Consider the following 14902-nt stretch of genomic DNA (forward strand, 5'->3'; position numbering starts at 1 on the left):
TGACGACCTCGTCGGCAACCGATGCCGGCATGCCTACATAGGAGGGCACCGCGACGGGTGCGTCGGGAGATCCCCAAGTGGAAGGTATTCCCCCGTGCCCTGCTTCCGCCCAATCATACGAGCCGTGGTAGGCACCTTCGATCTTGGCAATACAAGAGCGCCCGGTGAAGGCGCGCGCGGCTTTGATGGCAAACATCACGGCTTCTGTGCCAGTGTTGACGAAACTGATCTGGTCGATTGCGGGAATGCGATCGACCAGCAGTTCCGCAAGTTCGATCTCATGGGCGGTCGGATTGAAAAAACAGGTACCATCACGAAGAAGACGCGAGACAGCGTCCATCACGGGAGCAAACCCATGCCCATGGATTAGGGTGGTGACATTGTTACTAAGGTCGAGAAAACGCTGCCCGTCAACGTCGACAAGATAGGCGCCCTCGCCTTTGAGGACGTAGCGCGGCAACGGGTCGCGCTCGATTCTGATACGGCTGGTCCCGTCCGGGATAACGTGGCAGCCGCGGGCGAACAATTTTACGGACTGGGCGCCAGGCAAGGAGGCGCTCGGCGCCGTGTTTTCGTGCAACATGCAAGGTCTCTCCAACATACAAGGTCTCTCCTCGGAAACGACGGAGGTGTTGCGCACAGGGCGAGCGGATCGACGTTTCCAATCAGTTTGGGGCAAGCCTTTCTCCTCCCCGATGGGCCTGCAGAAAACCATGCATATATCCTGCCAGTTGAGAAAAACTATGTGAAACAACCTGATAGCTCTAAAACAGCTATGTCCGGTATCCGACATCGCGGGACATAAACGACAAAACCTACATCGCGCCGCTGCAGTTCGCGCCGGTCAGCTTCGCCGGCTCTTTAGTGCGCCGCCGCCGCCTTTATGACTTGATGGCGAGTAGGTCGCTGGTGACGGGGAATGCGCCGCAAGGAGTTAAGCGCGCTGGAACTTGTCATGTGAATCTAAAGTTCGCCACATAAGGTCTGCTCGGCCTTCTGACAGAAACGCCTGACGGACGAGAGAATTTCGTCCGCGGACTTGGTCCATCGATAGGGCTTTGGGTTCTCATTGTGGCGCTCGATGAAGGTGCGAATATCGGCCTCGAGCTGGCTGGTTGAGGTATGAACGCCGCGTCGCAGCTGCTTTCGGGTCAGTTCAGCGAACCAGCGTTCGACCTGATTGATCCAGGATGCCGATGTGGGCGTGAAGTGGACATGGTAGTGAGGCCGGCGCCCCAGCCATGACCTGACCAGCGCGGTTTTGTGGGTGGCATAATTATCCATGATGATGTGGACATCGAGATCGGGCGGCACGGTTGCGTCGATCAGAAACTCGGTCGCCCTGTGCCGCTTGTAGCATTTGCCAATCACAAAGCCGGACGCCACATCGAGCGCCGCGAACAGCGAGGTGGTGCCGTGTCGGACATAGCTATGGGTCCGGCGCTCCGGCATGCCCGGCATCATCGGCAGGACCGGTTGCTCCCGATCGAGTGCCTGGATCTGGCTCTTCTCGTCGACGCTCAAAACCAGTGCCCTGTTGGGCGGTGACAGGTAGAGCCCGACGATGTCGCAAACCTTGTCGACGAACAGTGGATCGCTCGACAGCTTGAACGTCTCCGAGCGATGCGGCTGCAGCCCGAAGGCGGTCCATATCCGGCGGATCGTCGTATGGGAGAAGCCAGTCGCAGTGCCCATCGAGCGGATTGACCAATGGCATCATCAGGCTTCGAGCGTAGCGTCCGCTCGATCACGGCCGCGATCCGATCATCGTCGATCGTCCTGGGTCTGCCGGGGCGGGCCTCGTCCAGCAGCCCCTCGACGCGATCTTTGAGGGAACGTCGTCGCCATTTGCCGACCGTGTGTTCGTGCACGCCCAACTCGGCTGCCACGACCTTGCTGGGGACACCGTCAGCGCATCGAAGAATGATCCGGCACCGCTCCGACACCGATCGCGCTACACGCCGATACCTGCCGCTCCAGATACTCCCGCTCGACCGAGCTCAGAACCAAGGCGGCCGTAGGACGGCCCGTTGCATTTGCCATCATGTGCTCCTCATCGCTCCGAGCGCATCATACAATGAGGCTTACTTCAGTTCCAGATGACTTGTTCCAGATTGCGGAAACCGCCAATCTCGACGCCGACGGGCTTCGCCTGTTCGGGATCGGCTCGACATCACGAGGGGGATATCCGGGGCGGTCTGATCCGACTGCTCGACGCCACCCTCCGCTATATCGATGGAGTGCGCAGGCCGTGATCCGTAGGCTGCACTGCGTCGATCGGTTGGCGTTATCAACTTAACTCGCATTCAGGGATTTGCGGCATAGACCCGATGTCATGAACACCGCAACCGTCAGCTACAAGCGTCATCGTTTCCCGCCGCAGATCATTGCCCATGCAGTCTGGCTCTACTACAGGTTCCCCCTGAGCCTGCGTCTGGTCGAGGAAATGCTTCTGGAGTGCGGGAATGAGACAATCTGCCGGAGGGGCATCAAGTTCGGTCCGCATGCTGGCCCCCGGACGAGGTCGTCATCACCATCGCCGTGGCGCGCCGTCGACCAGGATGGCTATGGCTCGACGAGATCGTCTAGAACCACCGCAACACCAAGGCGGCCAAGGCTTGCTGACGCGGCTGCTGAAGAAGCAAGGCGTCGCGCCGAAACGCATGATCACCGACAAGCTGCGCTCCTATGGAGCAGCCCGGCGACAGGTGATGCCGGACGTCGAGCATCGGTCGCCCCCGGGAATTGAACAACCGGGCGGAGAGTGCACATGTGCCGCTGCCAACATGGGAGCGGACGATGCAAGGCTTACAATCACCAGGAGCACTACAAAGCTTCGTTTCGGTCCCCTCGGCTCTGCGCAATCTCTTCGTCCCGCCCCGCCCAGACGCTCCGCTCTCTCGCTACACATACTCACCGCCTGCAGGGCCATCGCGGAATGGAAAGCCGTGGCCGTGATTAGCTGACATCAGCGGCCGCAGGTCTCAACGCGTTTATGTGCGAACAACGTGACATCGCCCTTGGAGCGGATGATCGCGGTGTTCACGCCATCGGTCTATGCCGCAAAGGTCGCAGCCACTTTAGTCGGATTAATAACCGTAACAAAAGATTTACAAACAATAAAAAATTATACAAAATATTATCATCCAACTGTTCTCCTTTATGCAATATTTCCCTTGGCCGTCATGATCTCATTGACCAGATGACTTGTATAGCAACATGGAGAATTCCATGAATTTCGAGACACGCTCCCGTCGATCGCCAATCCCGACTTGGTCACCCCGTTCGATAACAAGGCGCGCTGGAACCTTCCCTACTACCGCCCGCAGTGGCTTCACAACCTCCACACAACGATGCGCTATGCCATGTCGCTGCGCGCCCCCGGCGTCCTACCGCCCCGGAAGGAGGTCGACTGGACCATTGGCGAGTGGCCGGAGGTCGCACGCTATCCTGCCGTGCCACATTTCTCGGCCTTCGTCGTGGTGGGCGACGATCGTATCCTTTATCCTTTGCGAAGCATATGCGCCGGACTTCGGGGCCGATAGGCCGCATCCCGTCGAGGCGGCAGGCCTCGACGGATGCTTTCATATCACCTGGACCGCGAGGGTGCGCGGCTTGTTGACGGCGGCGCCTGCCTGACCGCCCACGATCTCGCGCGCTACGGGCTACTGTTAGCACGCAAACAAGAAAGGGGACTGAAATGACAGTGAATCGACGTGAAATTTTGAAGGGCGCCTTGGGTTCATCCGTTGCCATTGCTGGACTGAACTGGTCCAGCCTGCAGGCAGTCGCAACGCAGGCGACACAGAACACGCTGACCTGGATTTGGGACATAGCTTACCAGAACATGAATCCTGCCGCGAGCAATTCGGCCGAAATTTATTTGCTCGGTAGCGTCTACGAGACCCTATTGGAATATAAGGACGGCAAGGTCCTGCCGAAACTCGCGACCGCCTGGGAGCGCGCTGACGGCGGCAAGACCTGGACCGTCAAATTGCGCGAAGGGGTGAAGTTTCACGACGGCTCGCCGCTGAATTCGGCAGCGGTCAAGAAGTCCTTCGAATATACGCGTGATCTTGGGAAGGGCGCAAGCTACCTATATGCTGGCCTGGAACATGTAGAGACGCCGGACGAACACGCCGTCATCTTCCGTTTCAAGGACGTCATCGCCTTCGATCTAGTGGCAGGTGCACAATATGGTGGTTTCGTGATCGGCCCTGCAGGCATCGGTAAGGGCGACGAATGGCTAAACCAAGGCAATGCGATCGGCACCGGCCCCTATAAGCTGGCGGAGTTCCAGCAGGGTAAGCTAGCCGTCCTTGACAAATTCGAAGATTACTGGGGCGGATGGGAAAGTGGCAAGTTCGACCGCGTCCTTCACCCCTATGTGGCCGAAGTGTCGACGCGCATTCAGATGATCCGATCCGGCGAAGCGAACATTTGCCCCCGTATTCCGGCTTCGCAGATCAAGAGCCTGAGCGCCTTACCAAAGATGTCGATCGAGAACATTCCGAGCTGGCGCTCACAGTTCTACTGCATCAACACCCAAAAATATCCCACCGACAACCTGAAATTCCGCCAGGCCTTGTTGCATCTTTGGGACCACGAGTCGGTGCTGAAGGACATCTTTCATGGCATCGCGAAAAAATCGGTCGGTCCCGTAGTATCATCCTTGTGGGGTCATGGAACATACGACGTAGGTACATATGATCCACAAAAGGCGCTATTACTCCTTGAAGAATCGGGCATTCCTAAGAAGGATTGGAAGATAAAGGCGCTGTACTACGCCGGCAATCAGGAGCAGATTGATTCGATAGAGCTGTTCCGGGCCAACGCCGAGGCTGTCGGTCTTGAAGTCGAGCTTGACTTGGAACAAGTAACTACTGCCTATCATAGCAAGGTGCGGTCACCTGAAACCACAGGTCACCTGAACGCGATGATAACTTGGCCAGGTTATCCGTCCCCACAGGAACCGTTAGGAGTTTGGAAGACCGAACAGAACCCCGTCTGGAACTTCTCCTATTACCACGATGAAGAGTACGACCGGCTGCTAGGCGAGGGCTTCAAATTGGAAGGTGTCGACAGAGACGCTGCGGAAAAAGTTTATATCGCCGCGCAAGACAGGCTAATGCAGAACGCGGTAGGCATCTTCTATGCCGACGTAAACCGGGTCGCTGCCTATTCCTCTGATATCAAGGGAATGGACCAAGCCAACAATCCCGCCTACGAATGGTTCTCCCTCTATAGCCTGAGCAGATAGGCCTTGCGCAGGCGGAAAGTAACGGGGGGCGGCATGCCTATGGCAACGTACTTGGCTCAGCGGATGTTGATGATCGTTGGCGTCGTATTGGGCGTCGCGACTATAATGTTCGTCCTGAGCCGAGTGCTCGCCCCCTCACCAGCGGAATTGATGCTGGGGGGGCGCCCTCCCGTAGAGATGATCGCCAAAGTGAATGCCGAACTCGGACTCGATAGGCCCATCGCGGTTCAATATCTCGATTTTATCGGCAATGTCCTGCGCGGAGAGTTCGGCAATAGCCTGCTAACCAAACGGCCCGTGCTGTTGGAGGTGCGCGAGCGGTTTGGCGCGACGTTCGAACTCACCACCTTGGCCATGGTGCTCGTTCTGCTCATTGGCATCCCGATCGGAATTCTTTCCGCTGTAAGGCAAAACTCGATCGTCGATAATGTCGTCCGGACGGTGTCACTTGCTGGCGTCGCGGTCCCCTCTTTCATCCTGGCGATGTCACTGCAGCTCCTTTTTTACGGCGCGCTCGAATGGCTACCGCTCCAGGGTCGCATCGATACTTCAATCCTTTTGGGTGACCCGATCAGGCCGATCACCGGCCTGTTCCTTATCGATGCCCCTCTTACGGGCAATTGGGAGGGTTTCACGAACGCTCTAGCACACATCGCCTTACCACTTCTCACCTTGACCATCCTTCTGCTTGCTACCGTGACACGCATCACGCGCAACATGATGATTGAGGTTCTGAAGGAGGAATATATTCGGACGGCGTTTGTCTATGGGCTGCCGAAGTCCGTGATCTATTATCGGTATGCGTTGAAGGCCACCCTCATACCAATCCTGACGGTCATTGGGTTGACCTATGGCTACCTTCTGGGCGGAGCCGTTGTTGTCGAGTCTGTCTTCGACTGGCCAGGGCTGGGTGCCTTTGTGGCTTCATCGATCGCGCAGAACGACTACCCCGCCTCGCTCGGCGCCACACTCTTTCTTGCCGGCACATACCTCCTGGTCAATCTGATTGTCGACCTTCTGTATGCGGTCGTCGATCCCCGGCTCAGAACAGCGTGATGGAGATGATGATGCAAACCGACGTCATGGAGTGGCCCGACCGGCTGATCCGGGCAAGAGCATTTTTCGGACAGCACCGGCTGTTCGTTTTTGGCGTGGCCATCCTCTTGGTGGTAGCTTCAGGTGCCGTGCTGGCCACTTGGATTGCGCCCTATGAGCCGACCAAAATCATGATGTCGGAGCGGCTCTTGGCCCCCGGTGCCGAGCATCTGATGGGCACGGATCGCTTCGGAAGGGACATTTTCGCCAGGGTGCTTCATGGAGGAAGGATATCGCTGCTCGTCGGCCTTTGTGTTGTTCTTCTATCCTTGGTCATCGGCGTTCCCATCGGACTTGTGGCAGGGTATTTTGGTGGCAGGACCGACCTTCTTTTGATGCGTGTAGCAGATGTCTTCTTGGCTTTTCCGCCACTGCTTCTGCCGATAGCCATCATTGCTGCACTTGGTCCTGGCATCTGGAGCGCTGTGATCGCGCTCGGCGTCTCATGGTTCCCAGGAACGGCGCGCATTATGCGCGGCGCGGTTCTGCGGGTGCGCGAGGAACTTTACATCGGCGCCGCGCGAACGATCGGTTTGGGGCATCCGAGCATTCTGGTTCGCCACGTCCTGCCAAACTCGCTGACGCCAGTCATCGTTGCGGCCTCGGCGGATTTTGGCTACGCGATCCTAGCCGGGGCATCGCTGAGCTTTATCGGCTTGGGCGCAAGAGCTCCGGCGGTCGAATGGGGACTGATGGCGGCGGATTCCCGGGTCGACTTCCTCGATCACTGGTGGACTGCGCTGTTTCCGGGCCTGGCCATCTTAGTGACAGTGCTTGCACTCAATCTCGTTGGCGACGGCCTCCGCGATATTCTGGACCCAAAGCAGGGCCGACGGGAATGAGCGATCCGGTTCTCCAGGTGAGCGGCCTCGAAGTGACTTTTCCCGGCCTTTTCCGATCGACTTCGATCTTGCGCGGCGTTGATTTCGAAGTTGCTGCAGGCGAAGTGCTCGGCTTGGTGGGCGAGTCGGGCTGCGGGAAGTCAATGACCGCGAGCGCCTGTCTTGGGATGGTGCCGCCGCCTGGCTGCGTCACCGGCAGCATCAGGATCGACGGGCGGGAGGTCATTGGGCGGCCCGAGACCGAACTGCGCGCGATGCGCGGCAGCCGCGTTGCGATGATCTTCCAAAATCCTATGCGTTCCATGAACCCGTTCTTCACGCTTGGGCGGCAGATGATCGATGTCATCTGTTGCCACCGACCGGTCGGCCGGGCCGAAGCGCGTTCCGTGGCCTTGAGCGAGCTCAAGGCCGTGCGCATCCCTGACCCGGAGTTAGCACTTGAGAAGTACCCGCACCAGCTTTCGGGCGGACAGATCCAGCGTGCCCTGATTGCGCTCGCGCTCGCTTGCCAGCCGCGCCTTTTGATCGCCGATGAGCCGACGACGGCACTCGACGTGACCATCCAGGCGCAAATCGTCTGGCTCCTGCGGCGCCTGGCCGATGAGAAGGGCCTTGCCGTTGTGTTCATCACACACGATCTTGGCATCGTTTCGCAACTTTGCGACCGCGTGGCCGTCATGTATGCGGGCCGGATCGTTGAGATGGGCAGCGTGGAGACGGTGATCGACCAGCCTCGCCATCCCTACACGGCAAAGCTGCTGGGTACGGTTCCCGTAGTTGGCCGCGGTACCCGCGATCTCGTCTCAATACCCGGCCATGTACCCGATCCTGGCGTAATACCGACGGGCTGCGCGTTTCACGACCGGTGCGACCGGGCGACCGGCATCTGCGCAGAGGCGGATCCGCCGGCCCGGACCTTTGGCGAGAACCATGTGGCGCTGTGTCATCATGCCGTTCGCCAACAGCTGGTCACGGAGTCACCATGAACGCCGCACCGTCCGTTCGCCTGGTGTCCGTGGAGGGCCTGCGCAAAGTCTATCCCACGCGCCACGGCGCCATAAAGGCCTTGGACGACATCAGCTTTCAGATCGCGCCGGGCGAGACGCTCGCACTCGTTGGCGAGTCGGGCTGCGGCAAGAGCACGCTGGCCTCCGCACTCCTGGGGCTTATGAAATTCGATGCAGGCACAATCGAGATCGGCGGCAACATAGTCACCGCTCACCTGCGTGGGACCACAATGCCCCCACGCCGCGACGTCGGCGTGGTGTTCCAGAACCCGAATTCCTCGCTCGATCCGAGGATGAAGGTGCGCTCGATCGTTGGCGAACCGCTGAGCGGTGTTCTAGGCATGCGCGGCGAAGCCATCACCCGGCGCGCCGGCGAATTGCTGAGCCAAGTTGGACTCGGCGCGGACTACCTCAACCGCTATCCCCATCAGCTCTCGGGTGGGCAGATGCAGCGTGTTGCTATCGCACGTGCGTTGGCGCTTGAACCACGGCTGCTTGTGCTCGACGAGCCTACCGCGGCGCTCGACGTCTCCGTGCAAGCCCAGATTTTGAAGCTTCTTAAGGCTCTCCAGGCAAAAACAAATGTCAGCTATCTGTTCATCACGCACAATCTTGGCGTTGTCGGCTACATCGCCCACCGCGTCGCCGTCATGCATCTTGGCCGGATCGTTGAGAGCGGGTGCGTTGATGAAGTCTTCGCCGATCCCCGCCACCCCTACACGCGGGCGTTGCTCGACGCCGTGCCGGTCATCGACCCTCGGCGACGGCGCCGGTCCCCACCGCGCGACGGCGAGGTCCCAAGTAAGCGTCGCTGAGGACCTTCCCCGCTTCATCGATGAGGCTTACAACACCCGCCGATTGCACTCAGCGCTCGGCTATCTTAGCCCACAACAGTTCGAGGACTAACACGCCCGGCAGATGGTCAAAACTGCGGCTTGATCCTGTCCGGCTCGAGGGGCGCACACTCCAGATCGGCGTCGCCGATTCCTAGGCTTATGGGGTCAATTTTTGCACACGATGACGTAATTGCTGCCGTCGCTCCTTTGAACGAAGACTCGGCGGACGGCAAAAGCCGCCGACCAGTGAGATCAAGGAGGCCGCAGTGAAGCAATATGTCGGATTGGATGTGTCGCAGCGAGAGACCAGCGTTTGCGTCGTCGATGATGCTGGAAGGGCTGTCTTCCAAGGGAAAGTGAAGTCCGATCCGGGAGCACTGACCGAGTTGCTCCGCAAACGCGCACCGCACGCCGAGCGCATCGGATTCGAGACCGGCGCAATGTCCAGCTGGCTCTGGCATGAGCTTAAACGGGTCGGATTACCCGTCGTCTGTATTGATGCTCGGCATGCGAAGGCGGCCCTTCAGTTCGAATGAGCAAAAGTGATGAGAACGATGCCCGCGGCCTGGCCGAGCTGGTTCGCGTCGGCTGGTATCGGGAGGTCAGGGTTAAAAGCACGGAGAGCCAGGCAACCCGATCCCTCCTGGTGGCGCGATCGCGACTTGTCGCCATCCGCCGCGATCTCGAGAACCAAGTCCGGTCAATGCTGAAAGAGTACGGGCTGCAGTTCAGTCGCTCAATCGCTGCGCAGTTTCGGCGAAAGGTCCTGGAGTTAGTTGTCGACGGGCATCAGCTTCGATCCGTGATCGAGCCGCTTCTGACCGTCCATGAACAGGCCTGCACGGAACAGGAAAAGCTGGACCGGCAGGTACGACGCCTTGCTCGTGAGGATGACACCACTCGCCGGCTTATGACGGTTCCTGGCGTCGGCGTCGTGACGGCGTTGACCTACCGCCACACGATCGATGATCCTTCGCGCTTTTCCTCGGCCAGTGACGTCGGCGCCTACCTTGGTCTGACACCGCGGCGAAAACAATCTGGGGAAACAGATATCAACGGCCGCGTATCTCATTGGGGAGATCGCCTCTTGCGAACCTATCTCTACGAGGCGGCAAGCGTACTCATGCATCGAACGAAGAAATGGTCTTCGTTGAAGGCGTGGGGCCTTCGTCTGTCAAAGCGGATCGGTATGAAAAAGGCGAAAGTGGCGGTTGCTCGCAAGATCGCGGTTCTGCGCCACTGCCTCTGGGTTGACGGCACCAGCTTTGAGTGGGGCGGCGAAAAGATGGCCTGACAGTTCCGCGCTCGATCCCAATCGCGGGCCCGTTTCCGAAACCCGTGATGTCCCCGCCGGGGACGGTGGTTGTGGTGACCTCGTTGAATCGGCTGACGTCGACTTCGAACTTCGTTGCACACGTTGAGGCGCCGCCCAACCCGAACATCATCATGAGGCATTCGACCTCGGAAAGGACCATGACCCCGGCGATGACAGAGCAAAACTCGGATTGACAACCACCCGCAATTAAAGGGCCGATTCACACCCGACCTCATCGCGGACCTAACCCGGACTTCTCATACGGTCTGCCGGTAAAGAGCTGATGGCGGGGTCGGCTTGGGGCTTGAGGTTGGTGCAAACGGCATTGACCGCGGGGCGGTTGTCACTTTTCGGCGCTGTTCCTTGCTGTTGACGGGCGGGGTGATCGAGGGCGCTCAGGCGGCTGCCGCCAGTCTGGCGTAGGTCAAGGCCCATTCGCGCTGGAAAGGGCAGGCGGAGTTCATGGCCAGCCTGATGCGGCGCACCGAGACGGTGACCAGGGCGCCGATCTTGAACAGCTTGAGGCGGATGGTGGCGCAGCTTGCCCTGGCGAGCCTCGTGTTGGCCAAGCCGATGCGGCGCAGCGCGCAGATCAGCACATAAGCCATTGAGGCGAACCAGAGCCTGAGCTGGTTGGCGCGCATGGTGGCCGCCGAGGTGCGGTCGGCAAACAGGTCGAGCTGACATTCCTTGATGCGGTTCTCCATCTCGCCGCGGGCACAGTAGAGGTCCTCATAGAGGCTGCGGGCCGGCCAGGCCTCGGCGGCGAGCGAGGTGACGACAAAGCGCGGGTTGGCCGCGCCCTGCGTCCACTCGGCCTTGGCCACGACCCGGCGCCGGCAGCTCCAGCTCTTGCGGGTGGTCCACAGGAAGTCCTTGAAGCGGCGGGCGGGCCGGCTGGTGAGGGAACTCTCGGCTCTGGCCTCTTCCAGTTCAGCCCCGATGTGCCGGACCAACCGGACATTGCGGGCCAGGCCGAACAGATAGTCCACGGCGTTGGTCTCGCACCAGGCCATCAGTTCCTCGCGGGCGAAGCCAGAATCGGCGCGCAGCACGATACGGACTTTGGGCCAGCGCTCGCGCAGCTGGCGCACGATGCGCTCGATCTCCTGAACCGAGCCGGCGGCGGCGTCGATGTTGGCCGGCCGCAGCTTGGCGCACAAAAGATGATCGCCGCAGAAGATGTAGAGCGGCAGGTAGCAGTGGTGGCCGTAATAGCCGTGGAAGAACCGCCCCTCCTGGTTGCCGTGCAAGGGATCGTCGGTGGCGCTCAGATCCAGCACGATCTCCTCGGGCGGCGCCGCGTACGCGCCCATGAACAAGTCGACGAACAAGGCTTCGATCGCCGCCGGATCGTGGCTGATCTTGTGATAGCGCGTCGGCTGCGGCCGGCTCAGCTCCAGCCGGTTGAGCGTCGACTTGCCGGCCACGGCTGCGCATTTCTTGTGGCGGCGCGCCTGAAGCTTGCCGGCCAGCACCGCCATCACCCGATCATGGCGCAGTTCGTCGTGGTCGTTCAGGTCCTCGTAGCCGAGCGCGATGGCGAAGATGCGCTGGCCCACCAGCGTCTTCACCGCGTGCTCGATCAATGCGGCATTGCGGACGTCCACGAAGCAGCGGGCAAAGCGATCGACCAGTCCGATCGCCCGGTCCGTCAGCCCCAGCAGAAGCGCGCCGGCGTCGGAGGTGATCGTTCCGCCGTCAAAGCCGGCCACAACGGAGCGTTTCTCAACAGGTGCAAAATCAAATCGTTCTGCGCTACACTCTGTTTGCATCGGGATGTTCCTCGATCAAAGCTAAGCTGTTGCCGCAAAACAACTTTCACTGATTCGGGACCCCGATGCACTTCAACAATGTGAGATATTGGGGCTAAACCCTACGGAATGACGGTAGTTCGAGGTGTCCAATTGGCTATGCTGGCCGCGATCCTTTCCTCGACGAAGGCGATCTGGTCCTGTGTTTCGGCAATTGCCGTCTCTAGGAGCGCAACAGTTTGGTGAGCATCACTGAGACGGACGGCGCAATTCAAAGAATTGATAGTTCGTTCCATCAACGACAACTGGCCCAAGGCAGGAATAGCCCTGTCGGATTTTCGCTCTGAGAGATCGTATATTCGTCGGGTGTATGAAAGAGACTAACCGATCGATAGGTTGGGTTGCGAAGGCGAATTCGATCACTGGTTTAAGGCTTTCCGGCCCAATCCCCTGACCGCACCGGGCTCCGAACAAGTAGCATCCGGTTTCAATGTCGTTGTCATCGACGCGGCGCAGCCCGGATCGCCCCACGAAGCGCAATTCGCCATTGTCCTTTCGTTCATAGACCATCCAGAATCCATATCCGTAGGTTTCCCACTCATGAAGGTAGAGGGACAGCCGCGCATCAGACATTTCCCGCGTTGGCGGAATTCCCCCCATCGCCGATTCGACTACTAGCGGATCACAGTGCAGGCGATGCATGGCGCCAGCGTCCCATGGACGTATTGGGCGCATGAATAAACGTTCTGTTTCTAGATTCATGTGAAATTCCATTCTCGTTCAATCGATCGCAGCTACCGGCGATATGAATACCGACCGGCAGCTCTGCCGCCTCACACCGAAGGGTCTCAAAACCCGTGCCATTTGGCTGGTCGGACCGAAGAAGAAATTTTGTGTTTGCTTTCAAGTATTTAACCTGAAGCAAAAAAGAAAACAAAGATTGGGTCAACAGAGCCTGTGCTGCGGAGACGACAAAACCGACACAAGGTGTCGGCATAGCGAGACCGCTACGTTGACCTCGCTGGAGAGCCACAACGGCTGCCGAGGGCGTTAGTGCATGGATCCGGACCTGAACCGGACCGTTGTGTAAGGAGCTTCTGACTTTCTGAACGTGTGATCGAGTGCGGTCTTCCTGTCAGGCCTTTGAGTGCGGCACTTATCGACCTCTCTGGCCGGTATGGTGATCTGCGGATCGGGTCCAAATCTCACATGCGTGCTTGAAAGTACCGAGGCACCAGTTGGTTTTCTCGATCCAGATCGGTTAGATCATGCGCCCATTCAGGTCATCGCCCTCTCACACCCCCAATACCGGGTTATCCGTCCATGCTGACCAACAGGTCAGGCCATGGCGGTTAACACCGCCGTTCCGGATGCCAGACGGCCGGAACAGACGGCCTCGTCGCCAGCGACGCACCGCCGAACATCTCCGGTCCGGCGGCAAGCGCTATCGACGGCGACATGATCAGTCCTCTCGCCGAGCAGATCGGGCCGGACAAGTTGACGATTGCCCCAAGCCCGACACCTCTCCATTCGGCCAGGCGCTCGAGGCGGCGCTCAAAGGCTGGGGCTATGCCGTCGTCACGGACCAGAAAACCGATGCCAACAAGAGCGTAGTCCCGCTCGCTTATGTCGTCGTGGCGTTTGAAGGTTAGGTCCTGACGCGGTTGTCGACCAGCAAGGTCGAGCTTGGACGTGCCTATACGGTGAGCTCAAGCGGCGCTACGCCGGCAAGCGCGCTCTCGGTTCTCAAGCGCGGGTGAAGGGAAAGTGCGCGGCGACAACTACGGTGGCCGGTTCAGCGACGATTATGATGGCCGGTGGGGTCGCCCGTCAGAAGTCCCTGCGAGGGGGCTCTGATCGGGGCGCGTGGAGTGGTGGTATCGGAGCACCTATCGAACATAGCAGCGATAGGTACCGATGCCTGGCCTCCACATCACCGATCAACAGGTACATCGTTACATGTCTCAGCGTCGTCACCACACCCAGGCCGTTGCGGCCGCCAAGGCCGGTATCAGCGAACGTAGCGCACGCCGGATCGACAAGTATCCGCACCTGCCATCACAGAAGAAGCGCGAGCGGCACTGGCGTACAAGGGCCGACCCCCTGGAACAGATATGGCCACGCGTGGAAGAGCTGCTGAAGATCAGCGGCATCCTCTCCGTCAGCATTTTCGAGACTGTGCAGGACGAGTTCGGGGAGGCCGCCGTTCCCGATGGCGTCAGGCGGACCCTCGAGCGCCGGATTGCCCGGTGGCGGGCACTGAATGGGGGCGAGAAGGAGATCTTCTTCCCACAACATCACGTGATGGGCCGGCAAGGCCTCTTGGATTTCACCGTCGCTGACGATTTGCACGTCACCATCGCCGGCCAGCGCTTCGACCATCGCCTCTTTCATTCTCGCCTTGCCAGTAGCGGCTGGGGGGATTCAGCGGTCGTGCTGGGTGGAGAGAGCTTCACCGCTCTGTCCGAGCACCTGCAAGATGCGCTGTGGAAGCTGGGCGGCGCCCCCGCCGAACTCCGCAGCGACTCGTTATCGGCCGCCTACAAGAACCTCGACGCCGACGCCCAGCGCGATTCCACCCGCAACTATGAAGCGCTGTGCCGCCATTATGGCGTGACGCCGACGCGCAACAACAAAGGTGTCGCCCATGAGAACGGTTCAATCCAAGCTCCCAATGGCCACCTGAAGCGACGGCTCGATCAGGCCCTGCGCCGCCGGAGCAGCCGCGATTTCGACAGCATCGAGGACTACCGCCGCTTCGTCGATCAGGAGGTGTCCAAGCAGAACCGACGC

General features: G+C 59.6%; 9 protein-coding genes and 4 pseudogenes. 9 read left to right on the plus strand and 4 right to left on the minus strand.

Translation table 11 applies throughout. The annotated features are described in order from the left end of the window. Both NKI06_RS29685 and NKI06_RS29690 read right to left on the minus strand, forming a co-directional pair. Positions 1-583, minus strand: a 583-nt coding sequence (locus NKI06_RS29685; RefSeq protein WP_352987844.1) for an aminotransferase class III-fold pyridoxal phosphate-dependent enzyme, incomplete at its 3' end; no start/stop codon positions are given. A gap of 380 nt (positions 584-963) precedes the next feature. Continuing rightward, positions 964-2043 (minus strand): annotated as a pseudogene (locus NKI06_RS29690) (IS630 family transposase). A 292-nt stretch (positions 2044-2335) separates the two neighbouring features. Here NKI06_RS29690 and NKI06_RS29695 point away from each other — a divergent pair. From NKI06_RS29695 to NKI06_RS29725, 7 genes and pseudogenes are all read left to right on the plus strand, one after another. Continuing rightward, positions 2336-2966, plus strand: a pseudogene (locus NKI06_RS29695) (IS6 family transposase). Between the two features lie 734 nt (positions 2967-3700). Next, a complete protein-coding gene (locus tag NKI06_RS29700; protein WP_352987845.1) occupies positions 3701-5260 on the plus strand; it encodes an ABC transporter substrate-binding protein in 1560 nt (519 codons plus the stop codon). 39 nt (positions 5261-5299) lie between these two features. Next, entirely contained in the window at positions 5300-6316 is a 1017-nt protein-coding gene (locus tag NKI06_RS29705; protein WP_352987846.1) for an ABC transporter permease, read from the plus strand. Positions 6317-6327: 11 nt separating this feature from the next. Next, positions 6328-7197 carry an ABC transporter permease gene (locus tag NKI06_RS29710; RefSeq protein ID WP_352987847.1) on the plus strand — a complete coding sequence of 290 codons (870 nt, stop codon included), beginning with the start codon at positions 6328-6330 and terminating at the stop codon, positions 7195-7197. Further along, on the plus strand, positions 7194-8183 hold the full coding sequence (locus NKI06_RS29715; RefSeq protein WP_352987848.1) for an ABC transporter ATP-binding protein: 990 nt from the start codon (positions 7194-7196) through the stop codon (positions 8181-8183). Before NKI06_RS29710 ends, NKI06_RS29715 begins: the two co-directional genes overlap by 4 nt. Beyond that, entirely contained in the window at positions 8180-9019 is an 840-nt protein-coding gene (locus NKI06_RS29720) for an ATP-binding cassette domain-containing protein (protein ID WP_352987849.1), read from the plus strand. The genes NKI06_RS29715 and NKI06_RS29720 overlap by 4 nt, the downstream gene beginning before the upstream one ends. A gap of 287 nt (positions 9020-9306) precedes the next feature. Next, a pseudogene (locus NKI06_RS29725) lies at positions 9307-10334 on the plus strand (IS110 family RNA-guided transposase). 416 nt (positions 10335-10750) lie between these two features. Here NKI06_RS29725 and NKI06_RS29730 read toward each other — a convergent pair. Continuing rightward, on the minus strand, positions 10751-12130 hold the full coding sequence (locus tag NKI06_RS29730) for an IS1380 family transposase (protein ID WP_352987850.1): 1380 nt from the start codon (positions 12128-12130) through the stop codon (positions 10751-10753). 228 nt (positions 12131-12358) lie between these two features. Then, positions 12359-12871: a GNAT family N-acetyltransferase gene (locus NKI06_RS29735; RefSeq protein ID WP_352987851.1), complete on the minus strand. Its 513-nt coding sequence runs from the start codon at positions 12869-12871 to the stop codon at positions 12359-12361. 603 nt (positions 12872-13474) lie between these two features. Here NKI06_RS29735 and trbH point away from each other — a divergent pair. Both trbH and istA read left to right on the plus strand, forming a co-directional pair. Then, positions 13475-13869, plus strand: a pseudogene (gene trbH, locus NKI06_RS29740) (conjugal transfer protein TrbH); the annotation flags it as partial. A 157-nt stretch (positions 13870-14026) separates the two neighbouring features. Then, a partial coding sequence (gene istA / locus NKI06_RS29745) for an IS21 family transposase (protein ID WP_502900628.1) occupies positions 14027-14902 on the plus strand: 876 nt, incomplete at its 3' end.

This window comes from Mesorhizobium sp. M0772, assembly GCF_040320135.1.
GTDB lineage: Bacteria > Pseudomonadota > Alphaproteobacteria > Rhizobiales > Rhizobiaceae > Mesorhizobium.